Consider the following 21,233-nt stretch of genomic DNA (forward strand, 5'->3'; position numbering starts at 1 on the left):
CGGTACGGGCCAGGCACGCAGGGCGTACCGGTGGGCGTACCGGCCCATCGTGACCAAGGTGCAACCGCCGCCCCCGGTGATCGGTACGCGGACCGGTACGCCCCGGCGGGTTTCGTCATGGCAGCACCTGCTCCCCCTCTTCCTGGAGATCACTGATGCCTGCACCCACGATCCACCGGCTGCGCCGCGTCGCCGCCTGGACCACCGTGGGCACGGTCCTGGCGCTGCTGCTCACCGCGCTCGTCCTGGTGATCGCGGCGCCGAGCGTGCCGTCGCCGTGGTGGCCCAAGACCGGCGCGGCCTTCGCCGCCACGCCCGCGCCGCCGGCGGATGCCGCGCACCGCGAGATGGCGGACGCGGCCGCGTGCGACGCGATCGTGGGGCCGGCCCACCGCTACTGCCTGGGCGCGCCCCGCGCCGACGTGCCCGTCCAGGGCCGCTTCACCGCCGCTGACGCGTGGCCGCTCGCGGCCGCCGCCGCGGGCCTGACCGCCCTGCACGTGGCCACGCGCCGCCGGGGGCAGCGGTGATGCGCCGCCTGGACCGCGGCACGCTGCGCTCCGCCGCCTTCGTCCTGCTGCTGCTGTGCGTGTTCCTGACCGTCAACACCTCCGTCGCCTACGGGGCGACCAGCAGCTCGGGCGGCGGGCTGCTGTCCCCGCTGGAGCTGTCCACCTCCGAGGGCGTCTCGCTGAAGGGCTACACACTCGGCTCCCAGCCCGACAGCGCGTTCTCCCTGCCGGCGGCCGTGCAGGGCATGGTGATGAGCGGCCTGTTCACCGTCGTCCAGGTCCTGGTCGGTCTGGCGTGCTGGGCCATCGAGGTCGCCTACCGGTTCCCGCTGCTGAAGATCCTCACCGAGCCGGCCCAGCACCTCTCGGACGTCTACACGGACATCGTCGTCGACGACCTCGGGCTCAAGGCGCTGCTGCTGACGCTCGCGTTCGCGTTCGGTCTGCTGCTCCTGGTGCGCGGCAAGGCCGCCAAGGGGCTCGGCGAGATCGCGCTGACCCTGGTGATCGGTGCGCTCGCGGCGTCGGTGTTCGTCACCCCCAACTTCCTGCTCGGCAAGGACGGTCCGCTGCGCCAGGCGCAGTCGGCTGCCACCGAGGTCGCGCAGAAGACGGTCAGCTCGTACTCCTGGGGCGGCAACCTCGCCTCCGACGATCCGTGCAAGGGGATGTCCGGGCAGGCGCTGACCAAGTGCTTCGGGCTGCAGGACGCCACCACCCCGGACTCCGAGAAGATCGCCAAGCCGATCCAGGACGCGGTGACCAACGCGACGGTCGTCAAGCCGTACATGCTGCTGCAGTACGGGCGGATCCTCGACCCGGGCAAGTCCTCCGACCGCAAGGCGTACGCCGCGCACCTGAAGTGGGTCACCGGCGGGTACGCGCCCAAGCCGGTCGGCGACGGCACCTGCGCGTCAGTGGCCGACGAGGCGAAGGAGTATTGCGCCGAGCACGGGCAGAAGAAGACCGCCGAGGAGTTCTGCAAGGAAGTTCGGGGCCGCGCCAACGCCTACTGCAAGCGCAACTACGGCGAGTCCGGCGTCCCGGGCATGGACGAGGACGAGCTGCCGAAGATGACGGCGGGCGACGCGCTGCTGGATCTGTCCACCCGGCCCATCACCTCGTCCGAGGACCAGCAGTTCGCCGCGTTCTTGAAGGATCTGAAGAAGGCGGGTCCGGTCGGTAAGTCGGCGGCCGCATACGCGGCCGAGCCGTCCTGGTGGCGTGTCTCCGCGGTCCTGCTGGTGTTCATCGCCGCGCTGCTGATCTGCGCGCTGCTGCTGTCGGCGTCCCTGGTGCTGCTCGCCATCCCGGGCGTGTGCTCGGGCGCGGCCGCTGCGGGCGGCGTGTGCTTCGTGTGGGGCATGCTGCCCGGTCCCAGCCGTGCCGCGGTGTGGAAGTGGCTGGGGCTGTTCGGGATTGCGATGGCCGCGGTCCTCGCGATCGCCGCGTTCATCCCGGCGGTCGGCATCACGATGGACGTCGTCTTGACCGACGGCCCCAAGCTGATGGCCGAACGGCTGCTGCTGCTCGACGTGCTGGCCCTGGTCGGGCTCGCGTTCCACCGCCGTCTCCTCGCGGTGATCACCTCGTTCACGCAGCGGCTCACGCTGCGGATGCGGTACGCGCAGATCGGCGGCAGTCACATGGCCGGTGACTCGCAGCTCGGTGCGGCGATCGCGATGAGCAGTGCCGGCGCGGGGGGTGCGCTGGTGGGCGGCGGGTCGCTGCGCGGCCGCGGGGCCACCGGGCTCGGCACCGGCGGTCTCCTCAAGGGGGTGTTCGGCGGGTTCACCGACGGGACCGGGATGCCCGGCGATCCGGGGCGGCTGCTGGCGGATGCGAACGCGGAGGCCTCCCGTGGCCTGGCGCCGATCGGCGCGGCCGTCGCGACGGCGGGGCTCGCGGCGTCCGGCGCTTACTCGCTGCTGGTCGGCAAGCATCCCGGTGACGACAAGCTCTCCGCGCTGCGCAAGCCGGTCGCCGACGGCGACGACCCGAACGCCGCCCACACGCAGGGCGGGCCCGGCGGAACGGGCGGGCCCGGCGGCTCCGGGGGCCGGATCGGCCCGAACGCGCCCGCCGGCGGCAGCCCGGAGCGGGGCCGCAACGAGGACGGCGAGATCGTCGACCCGCAGACCGGGGAGGTGCTGCACGACCAGAAGAGCGACCGCACGCTGCTGGCCACCCGCGCGCACAACCGGCTGGTGCGGCTGCGCGGTTACCGCATCGCCCACCAGGGCGGGCGGATGCTGTACGGGGCGAGCGCCGGACTGCCCAGGACCGTGCACGGCGCACGAGCGGGCACCTCGAAGGCGACGCACGACGCGCGGCAGCAGCTGCGGGTGTGGTCGAGCAGCTGGCGCGAGGACGGCCGGGCCTGGGGCAGCATGCTGCAGAGCGCGGTGCAGCCCGGTCCCAGCAGCCGGCGCATCCCCACCGCAGCAGCAGGGCAGCGCCCCACCGGCGCCTCCCCCGCTGCGCGTACGGGCGGCTCCGGCCCGGGTGGCGGTGCGTGGCCGCAGCCGGGCAGCGCCACCGCGCAGTTGTCCTGGCAGCGCTCGGTGGGTCCGCGCAATCCGGGGTTCGTGACGGCGCCGCCCCGTGCCGAACGCCCCTCCCCCGAAGCGGTGTCCGGCGCCGAGGCGCCCACGCCGCGTCCGGATGGGCGCCGCGTGGCGCCGGTGCGGCCGCGTCCGAAGCCGAGCTCTCCGGCCGGAGCCTCCAGCTCCGCGAAGGAGCAGGCCGCAGAGATGTTCCGGCGCATCACCAAGAACTCCGCGCCGCGGCGCGAGGAGGGCGACGGTGATCAGTCGTGAGTAGCAGGGTGCGGGTGCGGCCTGTACGCCGGCGCCTCAAGTGGGCCGTGGTCATCGGCGTGTTGCTGGCCGCTCTGGTGTGCTGCACGGCTCCGCTGTCCGGGGCTCTGGGCAACCTCGCGGTGCTGTCGCAGCAGCAGGGATCCCAGGACGTGGGGCTGGCCGGGGCGGGCAGCAGCGCGGACATTCCGCCGCGCATGCTCGCCGCCTACAAGAAGGCCGCGAGCAAGGTCCGGCGGATCGTGCCGAAGTGCAAGGGCATGGCCTGGCCGGTGCTGGCCGGGATCGCGAAGGTCGAGTCGAACCATGCCGCCGGCCGCACCGTCTCCTCGAGCGGGGACATCCGGCCGCGGATCTACGGTGTCCTCCTCAACGGCTCCGGTGCCGGCGGCAACACGAGCGTGTTCACGGACACCGACGGCGGCCGGTGGGACGGCACCGCCGCCGGTGAACGGGCGGTCGGGCCCTTCCAGTTCATGCCCGCCACCTGGGAATCGACCGGACAGGACGGCAACGGCGATGACGTGCGCGACCCGCACAACGCCGACGATGCCGCGCTCGGCGCCGCCGCCTACCTGTGCGGGCGCGGCCGCGACCTGACCAAGGACAGCCAGCTGCGCGCGGCGGTCTTCCAGTACAACCACAGCAGCGAGTACGTCGCCAACGTCACCGGGTGGATCAGCCAGTACGCGGCGGCCGCCACAGGATCCAAGGGCGCCACCGGCAAGGTGCGCACGGTTATTGAGGCGGCGATGTCCCAGCGCGGCGAGCGCTACTCGTGGGGCGGCGGAGGCGCGGCCGGGAAGTCCACGGGGTCCTGCTGCTCGCCGGGCGGCAGCGACGGCACCCACATCAACGGGTTCGACTGCTCGGGGCTGACGGCGTACGCGTTCGCGCGGGCCGGGATCAGTCTGCCGCGTACGGCGGCCGCGCAGGCCTCGCGCGGCAAGCGGATCCCGGCGTCGGCGGGACAGCGGGCGCTGAAGCCGGGCGACTTGGTGTTCTTCGGCTACGCGCCGGGGCGGGACTCGACGATCTACCACGTCGGGATCTACCTGGGCGGCGGGCAGATGATCAATGCGGCGCGGCCGGGGACGGTCGTGCGCACCGACCCCGTGGACGCGATGTCCGGCTATGCGGGAGGGGCGCGGCTGCTGTGAACTCATCCTTTTCTCCTGCCGAGCGGCGCCGCGGGCCGTGGCTGCTGATGGCCTTGACCGTTCTGCTCGCAGCGCTGGGGATCGGGCTCCTCCAGGCCACCGGCCCCTCCCCCGCTCCGTCGGTCGGAGCCGACCAACCGCGCCCGCACACCGCCTCGCCCCGCACCGCGTCCGCGTCCGCGGCCGGGCGGTCGACCACCTCTCCCGCGCCGCAGGACGCCGTACGCGGCACGGCGTCGGCCTCCCCATCCGGGCGGGAGAGCGAGTTGCCGCCGCGCGGCGAGGGACGCGCGGGCGACAAGGCCATTCAGCAGGTCCTGGAGAAGGCGTGGCCGGCCGATCTGCCCACAGGGCAGGCCAAGACGCTGCTTGCGGCGGGCCGCCGAGTGCTGATCGCGGATGCGACCGGGGTCGGGCAGGACGCCTTCCCCACCGCGTTCCCCGACGCAGGAGGCGGCGTCGTGGCGCCGGCCTTCACCCGCGTCCGCGTCCAGGCCGCGATCGCCCGCCAGGACGGCAGCCGTCCGGGACGGGCCGTGGTGCACCTGGTGTGGGCCGGAGCCGACCGGGGCGGCACCTACACCGACGGCCGCATCACCGACATCCGATTCCGACACGAACAAGGAGACAGCGCATGGCAGCCGCAGCCCCCCATCACCCGATGACCGCCGCCTTCGGCATGCCCGACATCGTCTTCGGCCTCGGGCACAGCCTGTGGTGGCTGGTCGAGCACTGGTACGTGCCGCTCGCCGTCGCGGTGACCGCCGCCGTCGTCTGGGAGCTGGCGATCGACAAGCTGGCGGCGAAGGCCTCGGCGGAGCGCTGCCACCTCACCCTTCAGCCCGCCGCCTACTTCGCACCGGACCCCGAGCGCGTCATGCGGCAGGGCCTGGACCTGCTGCACGCCGCGAACGCCCTGCCGTGGTGGGCGCCCAAGCGCACGCGTTCCGTGCGGGTGCGGCTGCGCTCGGACGAGGACCACCCGCTCTCCTACCACCTGGAGGGGCCGCCCGGCGCCGAGAAGTTCCTGTCCACCAGCTCCTTCGGGCAGGCCGTCACCATTACGACGCCCGGCCCCGACACGGAAGTGCCGGACGACCGGCGCGACTTCGAGGTGCGCGGCGAGATGGTGCTGCACGGCAACCCGGCCGCCTACCTGCGTGAGGTGCCGCTGGAGCCGGACCCGCTGCAGCCGCTCGTGGACGCGCTCACCTCGCTGCGCACCGACCTCGGTGACCTCGTCGAGGTGTGCGTAGACCTGCAGATCGCGCCCAGGTTGTCGCTGCGCATGCAGCGCATGCAGGCCCTGCAGCGGGCTCGCGGCGGCGAGCAGAAGGAGGCGCGGGCGGCGTCGCGGTGGATGCGGCAGGACGTGGCGGCGGCCGCGGACTCGCTGCGGGCCGTCGTCCAGGGCCGCTCGTCGCAGTCGGCTCCGCTGGTGGTGCCGCAGGTGCGGCGCGTCGACCGGGCGCAGGCGCTGGGCAAGCTCGGGGAGGGCAGCACGCTGACCCGGGTGCAGATCCTGATCCGCTGCGCCTCGGATGCCGAGGGGCGGGCCCGGGCTCTGCTGTCGCAGGTTCAGGGCGCGTTCGGGGTGTTCAGCCAGGAGGCGCGGCTGTCGCCGCGCGGCTTTAGGTTCCTGGCCTGGTGGTGGGGGCCCGACTCGTGGCCGCTGAAGAAGCCGTGGCAGCGGCGGTGGGACAGCGGGCAGTGCCGGCCGCCGCGCGGGAACGTCACGGACATAAACGAGCTCGCCGGGCTGCTCAAACCGCCGACCAAGCACTGCCATCTGCCGGTGCGGCCGGGCCAGTTGCCGACGTTCGAGCACGGCAACCCGGCTCTGCTGCTGCAAGGGGCAGTCGTCGAGGCCAACGGGGACCGGCGCCTGGTTGCCACATACGAGGCGGACACCCTGTTCGAGACGGGGGTCGGCAAGGCGGGCGGCGGCAAGACGGAGCGTGCGCTGACGCAGGCGATCGCGCTGGCGCACTCGGGCGGTGGCCTGCTGTACGTGGACCCGCACCGCGATTCGTGGGAGCGGGCCGCCAAGTACCTCGCGCACCCGATGCTGATGTCGCGCATCGAGCTCATCGACCTCAACGTGCAGAGCCCCGACGCGAAGATCGGGGCGTGGAACCTGCTGGACATGCGACTGGAGCGGCCCCGGCACACGGTCGTGGCCTCGGTCGTGGACGGCCTGGCCGCGGGCATGAACTGGGACGACGCGAGCACGCCGCGCGGCCTGTCGATCCTCACCGCGTGCGTGCAGGTCCTGGCCGCCGTCAACGAGCGCGCCTGCCACGCTGATCAGCCGGAGGCGCAGGCGACCGTCTTCCACATCCGGCACCTGCTCACCGACGCGGCGTTCCGCAAGGAGGCCCTCGACGCGGCCGCGGCGATCCTCGGCGACGACGGGCTGTCCTGGTGGCGCTCCGTGTTCCCGACGCTGCCGCAGGACGCGTTCGGGATCATCCTCAACCCGCTGGCCCGCCTGTCCGAGAACCCCGTCTACCGGGCATTTCTGGGGCAGCCGGTGAGCCGGTTCGACCTGCGGCGGGCAATGGACACCCGGCGCATCGTGTGGGTGTGCACGGCCGGCAGCGGGCCCACCGACCGGCTGGTGTCCTCACTGATCGCGCACGAGCTGCTTCGGGCCGGCCGCTCGAGGCGTGACCTCGCCCCCAAGGACCGCGTCCCGTTCCGCGCCTACCTGGACGAGCTCATCACGATCGCCGGGAGCGCCCCGGAGTCCGTGGCCAGCATGTTCGAGGACCTGCGGAAGTTCGGGGTGCGGGTGCACGGCATGACGCAGGCCCTCGGCCGGCTGCCGGGCCCAGTGCGGGATGCGCTGCTGCAGAACTCGTCCTCGCTGGCGACCACGACCGGTGCCCGCAAGGTCATCTCCGCGATCACCGGCGAGTGGGCCGACAACCCGGCCCCCGAGCAGGTCACCGCGCTCCCCCGCTTCCAGCACTACGCCAGCTTCACCGTCGACGGCCAACGTGTCGGCCCGATCCGCCTGCACGGCCTGCACCTGGACGACGACTTCAAGGACCTCGCCCACCCCAAGGCCGTGCCCGCGCTGGTCAACCGCGCCAACAAGTCGACCGACAGCCGCCCGCTCGCCGAGCAGTCCCAGACCGCCAGCGAGCAGGCCGGACGGGTGCGCGCCTTCCTGGCCACCCTCACCGACGGCTCCGTCTCCGAAGCCGCCGGCCCCAACCTGACGAAGGGATACCGCTGATGACTGCCCGTGCCACCTCTTCCCGTACGCCGTTCGTCCCGTCCACGAGCGAGGATCTGCCGGGCCAGGTCCTCGGCATGCTCGCACAGCACCGGATGGCGACCGGCCGGCAGCTCCAGCACGTCCTGCTGCAGAGGCGCAGCCGCCGCGAGGGGCTGTCGCGCACGCTCACCCAGCTGCGCGGCGATGGGCTCGTCGACTACGTCACGCTGCCCGCTTCGAACAACACCCGCGCATGGTTCCTCACCGAGGAAGGCGCGAGCCTCACCCGGCATCTGCCGCAGATGCAGGACCGGCCGCCCTACCCGATCACCTCGTCCAGCGCCGCGTCCCTGCGCACCGCCCACACCCTGACCGTGGTTCGCACCCATGCCGTGTTCGCGGCCACTGCCGCCAGCCGCGGCGACGAGCACGGGCCGTGGGACTGGACTCCCGAGGTCGCGCACAGCGTGGGCGACGGCGAGCGGGTGATCGCCGACGCACTCATGTACTACACGCACACGGCTCCGTCCGGGGAGCGTGTCAAGTACCGAGCCTTCGTCGAAGTCGACCGGGCCACCATGAGCAGCGAGCGTCTCGCCTCCAAACTCATCGACTACGCCCGGTTTCACCTGTACGAGCCGCAGCCCGTCGGCGGCCGCCGTTCCCGGGCTGAGGCGCTCGGCGGACCGGCGTGGCTGCGCTGGTATCCCTCGTTCCCCCGGATCCTGTTCGTGCTCACGGGGGCGGGGCCCCGGGCCTTGGCCCACCGCATCGATGATCTGCGGGACATGGTGCGCGAGCACCCGACCGTCTCAGCGATGGCCCGGAGGGTGGCGCTGGGCGCGGCGGTGTTGGAGGACCTCGAGACGCTGGGCGCGGACGCTCCGGTGTGGCACTGCCTGCGTGGGGGTGGCGAGCCGAAGCCGTGGACCGAGCTGTAGTGCAGCGCTGGTGCCGAGCGAGCAGTGGGCGCTGTGCCCCTACGTTGGCGTGTCCGGTCAGGTGCTGTCGGCCTCGCCGTTCTCAGCCTCTGCAGGCGCCGTCATGGCCTGCAGGCCTGCAATGCGCTCCTGCGATTCGATCTTGAGCCTTTGCGTCTGGGCTTCCAGTTCGTTCTTCTGGCGCTGCGTGGTGGCTTCGATCTTCGCCTTGACGATGCTGGCGGCAGCAGTGAACGAGGCGGCGACGGCGCCACCCGCCAGGATTTCGTTCAGAAGGTCTGGGATGGCCTGGCGGGTCAGTGCCGAGTTGGCGTCCTCGACCGGCTTGGGTCTCCCGGTGAGAATCGGCAGGTTGGGATCGCGCGAGCTGGGGAGAAGGGACTCCTCGAGCGCTACCCTCCTGCGCAGCTCGTCAAGGACATGCCTCAAGACATCGAAGAATTCGGTAAGGACCTCCACGCCCGGGCCGCCCTCGTGGAGGACTTGCGCTACAGAGGGCGCCGCGGGAGCCCAGGCACCTCGCGCTGTCTCCTTCAGCGCCGCCTTCACCACCTCATTTCGGGGGAGGTCATCGGCCTGCCGCATCGCGACTTCCAGCAGGGCCTCGACGATGAGTCGCTCCGTTGGGGTGCGGGGTGCGTGTTCGTCCATCACCAACACAGTCTGTTCGAAACGCCCGTTGCTGACGCTCGTGTTGCCGAACTCCGTCCGTACGTCTGCCTGACTTCGCTGTCGCAGAGAGGAGGGAACTTGTCGACATCGTTGACCTGTTGTGACCGGATTCGCACCAACTTGTGTATGGGGCTGGAGGGATGGGGGTGGGCTGAGCGCCTCCAGATGCGTAACGTGTCGCTTACAGAAACGCGTATTCGCAGCTCGCAGAGGCTGTCGCCGGTCTGGCCGCACCGACCATGCGGGTGGGAGGCGGCCGGGCCCGCCTCATGTCGACGGGGAGAGTTCATGACACGAGCAGAAGACGGTGCGGTGAACGCCGTGTCCACGCAGTCGGGGGCCTGTGCCTCTGCGGGCGTCCGGCGGGGGCTGGCGGTGGCGGCCGCGGCGTCGCTGGCGTTGGTGGCCGGCTGCAGCAGTAATGACGCGAAGAGCGCCGCGCCGTCGGTGTCGTTCTCCGACTCCCCCTCGCCCAAGTCCTCGCAGGAGGTGGAGAAGGAGCGGGTCCTGGAGGCCTACCGCAGCATGTGGCAGGCCCGGAACCGTACCTACGCCAAGGCGGAGCTGGACCCGCAGCTCGAGGAGTACGCGGGCAACAAAGCCCTGTCGAACATCAAGATCACGTTGATGTACTACCAGGACCACGACATCGTGACCAAGGGCAAGCCCACGAACTCGCCCGAGGTCACGCGGGTCGACACCAAGGCGGATCCGAAGAAGGCTTGGATCACCGACTGTGTGGACGCCAGTGACTACCACGAGGTGAACTCCAAGACCGGCAAGCGGGTGGAGCAGAAGAACGCGCCGACGCGCGTGGTGTACAAGGCCACGGCGATCGCTTCGTCGGCCGACAAGTGGACCATCTGGACCTCGGACATCGACCGGGGCGCGAAGTGCTGAGCCGTCGGCGGGCCGGTGTTCGGCCCGCCGCGGCGGCGGTCCTGGTGCTGACGCTGGGCTTCCTGGCCCAGGGCGTCGCCGTCGCGGACGGCAAGCCCGGTGGCGGGGGCGTCGACTGCCCGCCGGACCGGATCAGCTGTGACGTGACGGCGACCGGCCCCGAGGAGAGCAAGGAGCACGCCCCGGCGCATGCGGGCAAGCCCGCGGGCGGGAAGCCGTCGTGTTCGATCGACGGCGAGAAGGTGCCGTGCTCGCGGCCCGGGATGGGCAACTTCAATGCGGCCGACAGCTGCTACTGGGAGCCGACGGAGCCGAGCGCGAAGTCGGCGAAGCTCGCCACGGGGCTGCCCGAGGACTGGAAGCCGGGTGACAAGGGCGCCTTCTACAACGTGTCCTGTCCGGGTGATCCGCTGCGCGGTGGGCTGACGTTCGCGGAGGAGGCCCCGGGGGCGGGTGTTGACGTTCAGCAGCTCGCCGAGGAGGCGGTCAGCAAGCTGAAGCTGACCGGTCCCGATGTCGCCAGCCCGCGGGCGACGGGGCGGTACGTGGTCGGCGTGCCGATGTGGCTGTGGGTGAACCCGTCGGCGACGACGTTCGGCCCCAACTCGGCGACCGCGTCGGCGGGCGGGGTCACGGTGACCGCGACCGCGAAGGTGTCGAAGATCGTGTGGGACATGGGCGACGGCAAGACCGCGGTCTGTCACGGGCCCGGTACCCCGTTCAAGGACACCCGCGGCGGCGCCGAGTCGCCGGACTGCGGCCACACCTACCAGCAGCCCTCCACCCACAAGGCGGGCGCGAAGTACCAGGTGTCGGCGACCTCGCACTGGAACGTGACCTGGCAGGCCAGCACCGGCCAGCAGGGGCAGATCCCCACCACGCGGGAGAGCAACGTCGCGTTCACCGTGGGCGAGTTGCAGGCCGTGGGCGACTAGCGCCCCCTCCCCCGGCACATCTTCGAGTCAGGACATGAGAGGCAAGTGTGAGTAGGACGGACGTGCCCCCGCAGACCTCGGCCGGGTCGGCCCCGACGGCCCCCGTGGCCGCTCCCCCGGCGGTGACACCGGCCAAGTGGCAGTCCCGCCGTCGGCGGCCGGGGATGCTCGCGGCCGCGGTGGCGTGCATCGCCGCGTGCGCGGTCGGCAACTACTGGTACTGGACGCAGAACGGGCAGCGGCAGCCGGTCATCGAGCTCGCCCGCGACGTGGCGGCCGGCAGCGTCATCAAGGACTCCGACCTGCGTGAGGCGTCGGTGGCGCTGGACCCGTCGATGAAGGTCGTTGGCATCCAGCAGCGCGACGAGGTCGTCGGCATGCGCGCCACCGGCACGCTGCCTGCCGGGGCGCTGCTGCACCCCGAGCAGGTCACCAAGAAGAGCCTGGTCAAGGCCGGGGAGCAGCTGGTCGGGATCGCGTTGAAGCCGGGCCAGCTGCCGGACTCGTCGATCAAGCCGGGCGACTCGGTGCAGGTGGTGTTGACCGGTGAGGACCAGGCGGCGGCCACCGGCAAGACGGCTGCGGACCCGTCGACGGTCGAGGCCCGTGTGGTGCGGGTCGGGGCGGCGCGCGAGTCGACCGGTGAGCGGGTGGTGGACGTGGCGGTCGAGCAGACGCAGGGGCCGAAGCTGGCGGCGCGGGCCGCGGCCGGTGAGGTGGCGCTGGCGGTCGATGGGGCGGGCGGCTGATGGCGGTCATCGCGCTGGCCGGGCTGCCCGGCGCTCCCGGGGTGACGACCAGTGCCCTGGCCCTGCACCGGTGTTGGCCGCTGGAGGACGGCCGGTCGGTGCTGCTCGCCGAGTGCGACCCGGACGGCGGTGCGGTCCTCGCCGGGGCCTTGGGCGGGAGCCTGGCGGCGGATGTGAGCCTTCGGAATCTGGCGGTGTCGCTGCGCGGTGAGCAGTCGCTGCGCGAGGCGTTCTGGACGCAGTTGTTGCGGCTGTCGCACGACGGGTGGGGCACGGACGGGCGGCGGGTGCTGCTGCCGGGGCTGACGGAGCCGTCGCAGGCGCCGAGCCTGGCCCAGGAGTGGGGCGAGCTCGCCGAGACGTTCGTCGGCATCGATCAGAAGTCGCGGACCCCGCACGATGTGTTCATCGACCTGGGACGCAACGGGGTGTACGGGCCGTCGCGGATCCTGGCGCAGCGCAGTGACCTGGTGCTGCTGGTGGTGCGCGGCACGCTGCGCAGTCTGCACGCGGCCAAGAGCCGGATGGCGATGCTGCGCGCCGTGCTGGACGGCAACGCGGACCGCCCCTCCCCCGCGCTCGGTCTCTTGCTGATCACGGAGGGGCCGTACGGGATCCGGGAGGTGGAGGAGCAGATGCAGACGCGGGTGGTGGCGACGTTGCCGTACCGTCCCGCCGAGGCCGCGGTGCTGTCCGACGGGGCCGCGCAGGACCGCAAGTTCGCCAAGGGGCCGTTGATGCGGGCCGCGCAGGCGGCCTGCACGCCGCTGCGGCAGCAGGTCGCAACGCGGCGCCAGCGGCTGTACTCGCCGATGCAGCAGCGCCTGGCGGAGGTGCGCGGTGCGCGCTGAACCCGTCTACCACGGTCCTCCCCCGCCCGGCCGCCAGGCCCCGGCGCCCGTGCAGGGCGTGCAGCCGGGGTACGCGCCGGCCCCGTACACCCCGGCGGCTCCGCCGGTGCCCTCCGCGCCGCCCTCGGCTCCAGCCGCAACCCCGGCTGCGGGTCCGGTGGACTACCGCACCGCCCAAGAGATCAAGCAGAAGGTGCTGCAGCGGCTGCACGACGAGGGCAAGGGCCGCGACCCGATGGAGCCCGCGGCGAAGGAGCAGCGCGGCCGTCATCTCATCAATGAGCAGGTGGCGATCTGGGCGGACCGTGAGGGGCTGTCGACCGGCGGTGCGGTCAGCCAGGCCGTGGAGCAGGAACTGGCCTCGCTCGCCTTCGACATGTGCTTTCGTGCGGGCCGTCTGCAGCGCTACCTGGACATGGAGTCGGTCGAGGACATCTGGATCGAGGGCCACGAGCGGGTCTTCTTGAAGTACGCGGGCAAGCTCCAGCCGGTTCAGGTGGCGCGGGTCGCGGACTCCGAGGCGGAGCTCCAGGAGCTGGTGCGTGACCTGATCCGTGCCTCCGGGCAGAACGGGCGCACGTTCTCGACGCACTCCCCCGATGTGGAGCTGCGGCTGCCCGACGGGTCCCGTCTGCAGGCGCTGGGACCGGAGATCACGGGCGGGCGCACCCATGTGACGATCCGCCGCCACCGCTATCTCGACATCGACCTCGGCAAGCTGGTGAAGCTGGGGACGGTGCCGGAGGAGGCCGGCGATCTGCTGGCGGCGGCGGTGCGCGGCCGGTTGAACATCATGGTGGCCGGGGAGCAGGCGTCGGGGAAGACGACGCTGCTGCGTGCGCTGATCAAGGAGATCCCGCGGGAGCAGCGGTTCGGCACGATCGAGACGACGTTCGAGGGGCTGGCCGATCCGGCATGGCACGAGCACGTGGTGCCGATGGAGACACGGTTTTCCAACGGGGAACGGATCGGGCCGAACAGCGCGGCCGCGGGCGAGATCACGTTGATGGATCTGATGCTGCGGGCCAAGCGCATGAGTTTGACGCGGACCATCGTCGGTGAGGTCCGCGGCCCGGAGGTCACGGCGATGATGCAGGCGATGACCAGTGACCGGCCCGGCAACATGTGCACGATCCACGCCAGTGAGCCGGCCGCCGTGTTCGACCGGATCGCCGAGCTGTATCTGCTGGCGCAGTCCAACTTCACGCCGGAGCTGGCCTACCGGCAGATCGCCAACGGCCTGCACCTGGTGGCGTTCTTGTCGGTAGACGACTCCACCGAGGTGCCGCGCCGCTACCTGTCGCACATCTGGGAGATCACCGGGGTCGGGCACGACGGGCGACCGATGTACAACGAGATCTTCGGCCCAGGTGACGGGTTCGACGGGCCGGCCGTGCCCAAGGGTGCGCTGAGCGAGCGCAAGCGGCGCCGTCTGGAGCGGGCCGGGATGACCGCGAGCCTGCTGTCGCCGCAGGCCATGGCCTACGCCAACGGGGGGCCGATGTGATCAGTTCATTGTGGTGGGTAGCCAACGGCGCGCTGCTGGGGGCCGGTCTGGTGCTGGCGGTCGCCGGGATCGCAGGCACCACGCAGCCGAAGAAGCCGCTGCCGTGGCAGGGCGAGAAGGGCACGCTGGCGCGCCGGTTCGCCGCGCAGCGCCGGATGCTGCTGGCCGTCGCCGCGGTGGCCGGTCTGCTGGTGTGGCTGGTCACCGGGATGGTGATGGCCGGGGTGCTGGTCGCCGCGGCGATCGCGGGCGGGCCGTGGCTGCTGTCCGGGCCTGCGCAGACGAAGGCGCAGATCGAGCGGCGGGATGCGCTGGCCGAGTGGGCGCAGCGCCTCTCGGAGATGGTCCGGCTGGGCAACGCGCTGGAGAAGGCGCTGATCGCCTCGCGCAAGCATGCGCCGGCTCCGCTCGCCGAGGAGGTCGCGGAGCTCGCCGACAAGGTGCAGGCGCAGTGGCCCACGCACGAGGCGCTGGCGGACTTCGCGCGCGGCTTCGGTGACGTCACCGGCGACAAGGTGTGTTCGGCGCTGATGCTCGCGGCCCGCGATCCGGGGCCCGGGCTGGCGCAGGCGATGGAGGACCTCGCCGCCTCGGTACGTGAGGAGGTCAAGATGCGTCAGGGCATCGAGGCCGACCGGCAGAAGACCCGCACCACGGTGCGCACCCTGACGCTGATCACTCTGGGGATCGTGGCGCTCGGGTTCACGGTGCCGCAGTACACGGGCGTGTACGCCACGCTCATGGGGCAGTTGGTGCTGGCGATGCTGGCGGCCGGGTTCGTGGCGACGCTGGTGTGGGTGCGCCGTCTGGCCACGCGCGGGCACACGCCGCGGGTGCTGGTGCCCGATCCGCGCAGCCCGGTGAAGATGCCCGAGCGCCCTGACGCGGTGGTCGGCTCGGACGGGTGGGGGTCGCTGTGAACACGCTGACGACGGTCGTGTTGTGCGGCGGGATCGGCGGGGCCGGGCTGGCGCTGCTCGTCAACGAGCTGCTGCCGGCGGCCCCGAAGCTGGGTCCGGCGCTGGAGCGCCTGAACCCCGAGCCCGCACCTTTGCGGCGTGAGCGCGCAGTGGAGCCGAGCGCGCAGGCCCAGTTGGGCCGGTGGCTGGTGAAGAAGCTGCCCATCACGCTGCCGCGCCGCGAGCTCGACCTGCTGGGGCAGAGCGCCGAGGAGTTCTTGCTGAACAAGGCGCTGCTGGTGCTGCTCGGCCTGTTCGCGCCGTCCCTGTTCATGCTGGCGTGGGTGCTGATCGGGATCCAGGTGCCGTTGTATGTGCCCGGCGTGGTGGGTGTGGTGCTCGCCGCGGCGTTCTGGTTCGTTCCCGATCTCACCCTGCGCCGGGACGCGGGGCGGGCGCGCGCCGAGTGCGCGCACGGCATCGCCGTGTATCTGGAGCTGGTGGCGCTGCGCCTGGCCGCCGGGATCGCGGTGGAGACCGCGCTGGAGCAGGCCGCCGACGTCGGCGGCCGCGGCTGGGTGTTCACCCGGATCCGGGAGACGCTGCTGCGGGCGCGGGTGGAGCGCACCTCGCAGTGGGCGGCGCTCAAGGAGCTCGGCGACCGCCTCGAGGTGGCCGTGCTCTCCGACGTCGCGGACTTCGTGCAGATGTCCTCCCAGGAGGGCGCCTCGATCTACGACACGGTCCGCCACCGGGCCAAGTCGCTGCGCACCGAGCAGCTCAACGCCGAGGCCGCCGAAGCCAACGCGGACACCGAGAAGATGCAGGCCCCGCAGGCGGTCCTGTGTGTCCTGGTCATGGCGGCCATGAGCTTTCCCGCCGTCATCAACGCCTTTACTCAGACCTCCTGAAAGGAGACCCCCCGTGTCCGACCTGTTCTTGAAGGCGAGCATGCGGCTCGCCCAGATTCCCGCTTTCGTGGGCCGGCGTCTCGCCGAGGCCCGCGAGGAGATCGACGAGCGCGGCGACCGCGGCGACAACCCGGTCGTCACGGTGATCCTGTGGGTGGCCGGGATCGGGATCGCGGTGACGATCGTGGCGTCGCTGGTCATGCTCGGCAACCGGGCCAGCAGCAAGGTCGACAACGTGGACCTCGGCGGCTGACCTGTGCGCAGCCTGACCGACGACCGGGGCTCGTCGCCCATTCAGGCCGCCGTGCTGTTCCCGGTCGTCATCCTCATCACGTTCGTCCTCATCCAGGGGGTGCTGTGGGCGTACGCACGCAACATCGCGTACACGGCGGCGCGTTCGGGGGTGGCGGCCGGCCGCATCTACGAGGCCTCCCCCGCCGACGGGGCCGCGCGCGCCCGCACCGCGCTGAAGGACCTGGCGGGCAACATGCTCACCGACACGCAGGTGAGCACGGCGGGCAGCGGACCGGACACGATGCGGGTCCACGTGAGTGGTCAGGCGCTGACGATGCTGCCGGGCTTCCATCTGACGGTGCGGGCCACCATGACCGGTCCGATCGAGCACTGGACCGTCCAGGGGGACACGTGAGCACGGGGAACGGGGGCCGCCGCCGCGGGATGCCGTGGTGGCGGGAGGACCTAGGGAACGCCGCGATCGAGGCGGCGATCACGGTGCCGGTACTGATCGTGCTGGTGCTGGTGCTCATCGCCGGGGCCCGGCTGTCGCTGGCCGGGCAGAAGACGGACGCGGCCGCGCAGGCCGCCGCTCGGGCGGCCTCCCTCGAGCGCACCCCCGGGCAGGGGCAGGACGCCGCCCACGCGGCGGCCCTGCAGGCGCTGTCCGGGGAACAGCAGGCCTGTTCCAGCATCGACGTTTCCGCCGACACCTCGGGCCTGGCCGTCCCGGTCGGGCAGGTCTCCGCGGTGACCGTGACGGTGGCCTGCCGGGTCCCGGTCGGCGACCTCATCCTGATCGGCGGCGGGCCCGGGGTGCGCACCGTCACCTCCCAGTTCACGTCCGTGGTCGACGCGTTCCGGGGCCGCTCATGACCGGCAACCGGGAGCGCGGGCGCGGCTGGTGGGACCGCTACCGGTTCGACGACCGGGGCGGGGTCAGCGTCTTCGTCGCCATCATCACCGGCCCGCTGATCCTGATCGCGGGGCTGCTGACCGTGGACGCGTTCGGTGCGCTGCGCGCGCGGGAGAACGCGGACGCGCTGGCGATCGAGGCCGCCCGCGCCGCCCAGCAGGCCATCGACCTGGACGCGGCGATCCCCGCGAAGGGCATCCGCGTCGACCCGGGCGCGGCGACCGCGGCCGCCCGCACCTACCTGGCCCGCGCCGGCGCGCACGGCAGCGTGGCCATCACCGGCTCCGGGCGGCGCATCACGGTCACCGTGAGCGGCTCCTACCGGGGCCTGTTCTACCCGCGCACCTACACCCACCACGTGACCAGCAGCGCCACCCTGTTGTACGGAACGACTCGGCCCGAGGACGGCGAGAACTGATGAACCGCTCCCCCGCCCCCACTCCCCCAGCCGCCCGGCCGTCGCGCGCGGCCGCTGTCGGGCGCGCGCTCGGTGCCCTGCTGGCTCTGGCCGTCACCGTCGGGGTTCTGCCGTGGCTGCTGTGGCAGGCCACGAGCGCGCTCGCGCCGGGCGGCTGGGAGGCGCTGCAGCACCTGTTCACCCGTCAGGACACCGGCAGCGTCGCCCTGCTGGCCATCTGCGTGATCGGTTGGCTGGCGTGGGGCTCGTTCGTGGTGTCGCTGCTGGTGGAGGTGCCCGCGCAGCTGCGCGGGGTGCGCGCCCCGCGTCTGCCCGGCCTGCAGGTCAGCCAGCGGGCGGCCGCGGTCCTCGTCGGGTCGCTGCTCGTGTTGCTGCCCACCGGCACGGCGCTGGCGGCCTCGCCCGCCGAGGCCGCGCCCCGCACGGCCGCCTCCGTCAGCGCGAGCGCCGTGCCCGGCGACGTCCATGAGGTGCCCGCCGCCCGGCAGGCGGCCGCCGATGCACCGCAGGAGGCGGAGCGCGAGGAGGGCGGCCGGGGCACGTACACGGTGCGCTCCACGCGCCCGGCGGAGAGCCTGTGGTCGATCGCCGAGCAGCTGTACGGCGACGGCGAGAAGTACACGCTCATCGCGGACGCCAACGAGGGCCAGGTCATGGTGGATGGCCGTGTCTTTCGTGCGGATGCGCCGATCCAGCCGGGCTGGGTGCTCACGCTGCCCTCCGGCGTCGCGCAAGGGGGCGGCGGGGGCGGCCTGCACACGCAGTCGGCCGGCTCGCGCGAGGAGGTGCGCGAGCACACGGTGGCCGGCGGCGAGTCGCTGTCGTCGATCGCCCGGGACGAGACCGGGGACGCCTCGAACTGGCCCGACCTGTATAAGGAGTCGCGCGGCGACGAGCAGCCCGGCGGGCTGCCCCGCATCACCGACCCGGACCAGATCTTCCCGGGGCAGCGGATCACGGTGCCCGCCGTGGGCACCTCGGAGCAGGACCGGCCCGCACACGACGCGCCCACGACGCCCAAGGCGCCGAAGGACCAGGACAAGGACCGGGACGAGGATCGCGCGGGCGGCGGCACGGACCGGCAGGGCCAGCACGATCCCGGCGCCGGGCACGAGCGGGCCGACGACGACACGCGCGCGGGCACGTCAGGCGGCACGAACGACCGTGAACAGGCGGCCGGTTCGGCGGCCCCGCATGCCACGCCCACGCCCTCTCAGCGGCCCGCTCCCCCGGCGAGCGAGCAGCCCGCGCAGGAGACGCCGGCGTCGCCGTCGGCGAGCACGCCCGCCCCGCAGCACACCCAGCCCCCGGCCCCCGAGCGGGACAGCGGGCGGCAGGCCCCCGTCGCGGATGACGCGGCCGGGCAGGAGCAGGACTCGATGGTGTCGGCGCGGACCGCGGTGGGGGCGGCGGCCCTGCTGGCGGCCGCGCTCACCGGAACGCTCGCCGTGCGACGGCTGCGGCAGGCCAGGCGCCGCAAGCCCGGCCAGACGCTGCCCGAGGCCGCCCCGGCGGACCAGGAGGCGCTGCTGGAGCAGACGGCCGGGGACGGCGGCGACGGCGTGCACCGCCTGGCCGCCGCGCTGGCGGCCCTCGCCGACGGCGAGGCCACTCCCCCACCGCTGCGGGCCGCGCGCATCACCCTGGACGGTGTCGAGGTGCTGCCCGAAGACGTACAGGCGCCGCCGCAGGCGCCGTTCACCACCTCGAGGGCGGGCTGGTGGCACCTGCCCGACACCGCCCCGCTTCCGGCCCACGACCCGCAGGTGATGCCGTACCCGGCGATGGCCACTCTCGGCACCGACCCGGCCGGCAGCCTGGTCCTGGCCCATCTGCCCGGGCTCAGCGTGCTGCTGGTCGACGGCAGCCCGGAGCAGCGCGCCGAGGTCATCGCCTGCCTGGCCACCGAGCTGACCATCGGCCCCTCCGCCGACCATGTCGAGGTCATCGCCTGCGGGCTGGGGGCGATGGGCGCCGACGTCACCGCGTTCGGCGTCCAGTACCTGCCCGACCCGCGGATCGCGGCGAGCGAGTTCGCCTCCCGCGTCCTGGAGGCGCACCAGGAGCCGGCCGGCTCGGCGATGCCGTACGTGGTGCTGTGCGCGGGCGAGCTCGACAGCGACTCCGCCTGGCAGTTCGCGCAGACCCTCGACAAGGCGCGCGGCCTGGTCCCGGCCGTGCTCGTGTTGCCGGAGACCGCCGGGTCGGTGTTCCCCGACGCCGAGACCATTGACGCCGCCGTCGAGACACCGCAGCGGGTCGACGCGCTCGGCTGCGATGTCGTGCTGCAGCGTCTGGACGCCCGCTCCGTCGCCGAGCTCGCGGCCGCGTTCCGGCGCACCGCCGAGCCGCCCGAGGACGCGGAGGGCGTGTGGGAGCACGTGCCGCCGGAGGCGATCGCGCTGCCGACGCCGGCACCCGCCGTCCAGGCCGTGCCGGACACTGCCACGCAGCAGCACGCCGACGACGATGCTCCCGCATCGGAGCCCGGCGCCGCCGCCTCACAGGACGGCGGCCAGGAGGACAAGGGCGCGGACGGTTCGGTCGGCGAGGGCCCGGTGGCGTTCCAGGCGCTGCTCGGCGCCGCCACCGCGACGCCGGGGCAGGCGCCGCTGCGTTCCGTGCAGGTAGGCCACCACTCCCCCGCCGCGGCAGAAGGCGACCCGTCGTCGGCCGTGCAGGGCGGGCCGGGCACGCCCGGATGGGCGGGCCCGAAGTTCCTGGTGCCGCCCGCGCACGCCATTCTCGCCGCCGAGCGGATCGCCCCGGTGCCGGAGACGGAGAGCGACCGGGCGCTCACCGAGGCCGACGAGCAGGACACGCGACCGCGGCTGCGGGTGCTTGGCCGCGTCGAGATCGAGCACGTCGACCTGGAGCCGCGGCTGACCGAGCTCACCGCGCACCTGGTGCTGCGCCCCGGCTGCAGCGCGGACGTGCTGTGCGAGGACCTGGGCGACAGCGCCCCGTGGTCGGCGGCCACCCTCAACGCCCGGCTGCGGAGCCTGCGCAACAAGCTGGGCACCGACCCCGACGGCGCCCCGTACGTGCCGCAGCGCAAGACGAAGGCGTCGCCGTACGCGGTCACCGATCAGGTGCGCTGCGACTGGACCGAGTTCGAGCGGCTCAGCGAGCTCGGGCTCTCCCGCGGCAAGGACGGTCTGCACTACCTCGAGCGGGCGCTGCGCCTGGTCGACGGGGTGCCGCTCGGCGAGCACCCGGCGTCGTGGATGGTGCCGCTGCGCACCTACATGCAAAACCGGATCACTGACGTCGCGCACACGGTGGCGACGTACCGGATGGAGGACGGCCCGCACCAGGACTTCCCCAGCGCCCGCAAGGCGTGCGCGGTCGGGCTGAGTGCAGACCCGCTCGCCGAGGTGGTGCACCGCTCGCTGATGAAGGTCGAGGCGCAGGCCGGGAACCGCAGCGGGCTCCAAGCGGCGATCGCCCGCTGGCAGGACACAACCCGGCACCTGGACGCCGAACGCATCGACGCGACAACGCAGCGCCTGGTCGACCAGCTCCTCGCCGCGTCTTAAGCCGGAACCGGCGCCTCCCCATGGCGCCTATGTGGCACTCGCGG

19 protein-coding genes are annotated in these 21,233 nt (G+C 72.7%); 18 read left to right on the top strand and 1 reads right to left on the bottom strand.

The window, feature by feature from the left end:
• Window positions 1-155 precede the first annotated feature (155 nt).
• Genes ACTWJ8_RS40050 through ACTWJ8_RS40075 form a run of 6 tightly spaced genes read left to right on the top strand, consistent with a single transcriptional unit; the run spans window position 156 to window position 8,658 of the window.
• On the top strand, window positions 156-530 hold the full coding sequence (locus tag ACTWJ8_RS40050; RefSeq protein ID WP_443265290.1) for a hypothetical protein: 375 nt from the start codon (window positions 156-158) through the stop codon (window positions 528-530).
• Entirely contained in the window at window positions 530-3,331 is a 2,802-nt protein-coding gene (locus tag ACTWJ8_RS40055) for a hypothetical protein (protein WP_443265292.1), read from the top strand. Before ACTWJ8_RS40050 ends, ACTWJ8_RS40055 begins: the two co-directional genes overlap by 1 nt.
• Window positions 3,328-4,491 carry a C40 family peptidase gene (locus ACTWJ8_RS40060; protein ID WP_443265294.1) on the top strand — a complete coding sequence of 388 codons (1,164 nt, stop codon included), beginning with the start codon at window positions 3,328-3,330 and terminating at the stop codon, window positions 4,489-4,491. Before ACTWJ8_RS40055 ends, ACTWJ8_RS40060 begins: the two co-directional genes overlap by 4 nt.
• 47 nt (window positions 4,492-4,538) lie before the next feature.
• Window positions 4,539-5,156, top strand: a complete 618-nt coding sequence (locus ACTWJ8_RS40065) for a hypothetical protein (RefSeq protein ID WP_443265296.1) — start codon at window positions 4,539-4,541, stop codon at window positions 5,154-5,156.
• The gene (locus ACTWJ8_RS40070) at window positions 5,126-7,735 is read left to right on the top strand and encodes an ATP/GTP-binding protein (protein WP_443265297.1); all 2,610 of its coding nucleotides are present in this window, start codon (window positions 5,126-5,128) and stop codon (window positions 7,733-7,735) included. Before ACTWJ8_RS40065 ends, ACTWJ8_RS40070 begins: the two co-directional genes overlap by 31 nt.
• Window positions 7,735-8,658 (top strand): replication-relaxation family protein, encoded by a 924-nt coding sequence (locus ACTWJ8_RS40075; RefSeq protein ID WP_443265298.1) that lies wholly within the window; start codon window positions 7,735-7,737, stop codon window positions 8,656-8,658. The genes ACTWJ8_RS40070 and ACTWJ8_RS40075 overlap by 1 nt, the downstream gene beginning before the upstream one ends.
• A 57-nt stretch (window positions 8,659-8,715) precedes the next feature.
• Here the strand turns inward: ACTWJ8_RS40075 and ACTWJ8_RS40080 are convergent, their stop codons facing one another.
• Entirely contained in the window at window positions 8,716-9,309 is a 594-nt protein-coding gene (locus tag ACTWJ8_RS40080; RefSeq protein ID WP_443265299.1) for a hypothetical protein, read from the bottom strand.
• A gap of 309 nt (window positions 9,310-9,618) precedes the next feature.
• Here ACTWJ8_RS40080 and ACTWJ8_RS40085 point away from each other — a divergent pair, with 309 nt between their 5' ends.
• From ACTWJ8_RS40085 to ACTWJ8_RS40140, 12 genes are all read left to right on the top strand, one after another.
• The gene (locus tag ACTWJ8_RS40085) at window positions 9,619-10,230 is read left to right on the top strand and encodes a hypothetical protein (RefSeq protein WP_443265301.1); all 612 of its coding nucleotides are present in this window, start codon (window positions 9,619-9,621) and stop codon (window positions 10,228-10,230) included.
• Complete coding sequence (locus ACTWJ8_RS40090; RefSeq protein ID WP_443265303.1) at window positions 10,224-11,165, top strand: ATP/GTP-binding protein; 942 nt, start codon at window positions 10,224-10,226, stop codon at window positions 11,163-11,165. Before ACTWJ8_RS40085 ends, ACTWJ8_RS40090 begins: the two co-directional genes overlap by 7 nt.
• 47 nt (window positions 11,166-11,212) lie before the next feature.
• Window positions 11,213-11,914, top strand: coding sequence for an SAF domain-containing protein (locus ACTWJ8_RS40095; protein ID WP_443265304.1), 702 nt, complete (start codon window positions 11,213-11,215; stop codon window positions 11,912-11,914).
• Window positions 11,914-12,765 carry a hypothetical protein gene (locus ACTWJ8_RS40100; RefSeq protein ID WP_443265306.1) on the top strand — a complete coding sequence of 284 codons (852 nt, stop codon included), beginning with the start codon at window positions 11,914-11,916 and terminating at the stop codon, window positions 12,763-12,765. Before ACTWJ8_RS40095 ends, ACTWJ8_RS40100 begins: the two co-directional genes overlap by 1 nt.
• A 157-nt stretch (window positions 12,766-12,922) precedes the next feature.
• Window positions 12,923-14,272 carry a CpaF family protein gene (locus ACTWJ8_RS40105; protein ID WP_443265308.1) on the top strand — a complete coding sequence of 450 codons (1,350 nt, stop codon included), beginning with the start codon at window positions 12,923-12,925 and terminating at the stop codon, window positions 14,270-14,272.
• Entirely contained in the window at window positions 14,269-15,192 is a 924-nt protein-coding gene (locus ACTWJ8_RS40110; RefSeq protein WP_443265309.1) for a type II secretion system F family protein, read from the top strand. The genes ACTWJ8_RS40105 and ACTWJ8_RS40110 overlap by 4 nt, the downstream gene beginning before the upstream one ends.
• On the top strand, window positions 15,189-16,082 hold the full coding sequence (locus tag ACTWJ8_RS40115; protein WP_443265311.1) for a hypothetical protein: 894 nt from the start codon (window positions 15,189-15,191) through the stop codon (window positions 16,080-16,082). The genes ACTWJ8_RS40110 and ACTWJ8_RS40115 overlap by 4 nt, the downstream gene beginning before the upstream one ends.
• 13 nt (window positions 16,083-16,095) lie before the next feature.
• A complete protein-coding gene (locus ACTWJ8_RS40120) occupies window positions 16,096-16,335 on the top strand; it encodes a hypothetical protein (RefSeq protein ID WP_443265313.1) in 240 nt (79 codons plus the stop codon).
• Window positions 16,336-16,338: 3 nt separating this feature from the next.
• Entirely contained in the window at window positions 16,339-16,731 is a 393-nt protein-coding gene (locus ACTWJ8_RS40125) for a TadE family protein (RefSeq protein WP_443265315.1), read from the top strand.
• The gene (locus tag ACTWJ8_RS40130) at window positions 16,728-17,192 is read left to right on the top strand and encodes a TadE/TadG family type IV pilus assembly protein (protein ID WP_443265317.1); all 465 of its coding nucleotides are present in this window, start codon (window positions 16,728-16,730) and stop codon (window positions 17,190-17,192) included. Before ACTWJ8_RS40125 ends, ACTWJ8_RS40130 begins: the two co-directional genes overlap by 4 nt.
• A complete protein-coding gene (locus tag ACTWJ8_RS40135) occupies window positions 17,189-17,650 on the top strand; it encodes a hypothetical protein (RefSeq protein WP_443265319.1) in 462 nt (153 codons plus the stop codon). The genes ACTWJ8_RS40130 and ACTWJ8_RS40135 overlap by 4 nt, the downstream gene beginning before the upstream one ends.
• Entirely contained in the window at window positions 17,650-21,189 is a 3,540-nt protein-coding gene (locus ACTWJ8_RS40140; RefSeq protein ID WP_443265321.1) for a LysM peptidoglycan-binding domain-containing protein, read from the top strand. The genes ACTWJ8_RS40135 and ACTWJ8_RS40140 overlap by 1 nt, the downstream gene beginning before the upstream one ends.
• Window positions 21,190-21,233 lie beyond the last annotated feature (44 nt).

The organism is Streptomyces sp. SDT5-1 (assembly GCF_052245995.1).
Taxonomy (GTDB): Bacteria; Actinomycetota; Actinomycetes; order Streptomycetales; family Streptomycetaceae; genus Streptomyces.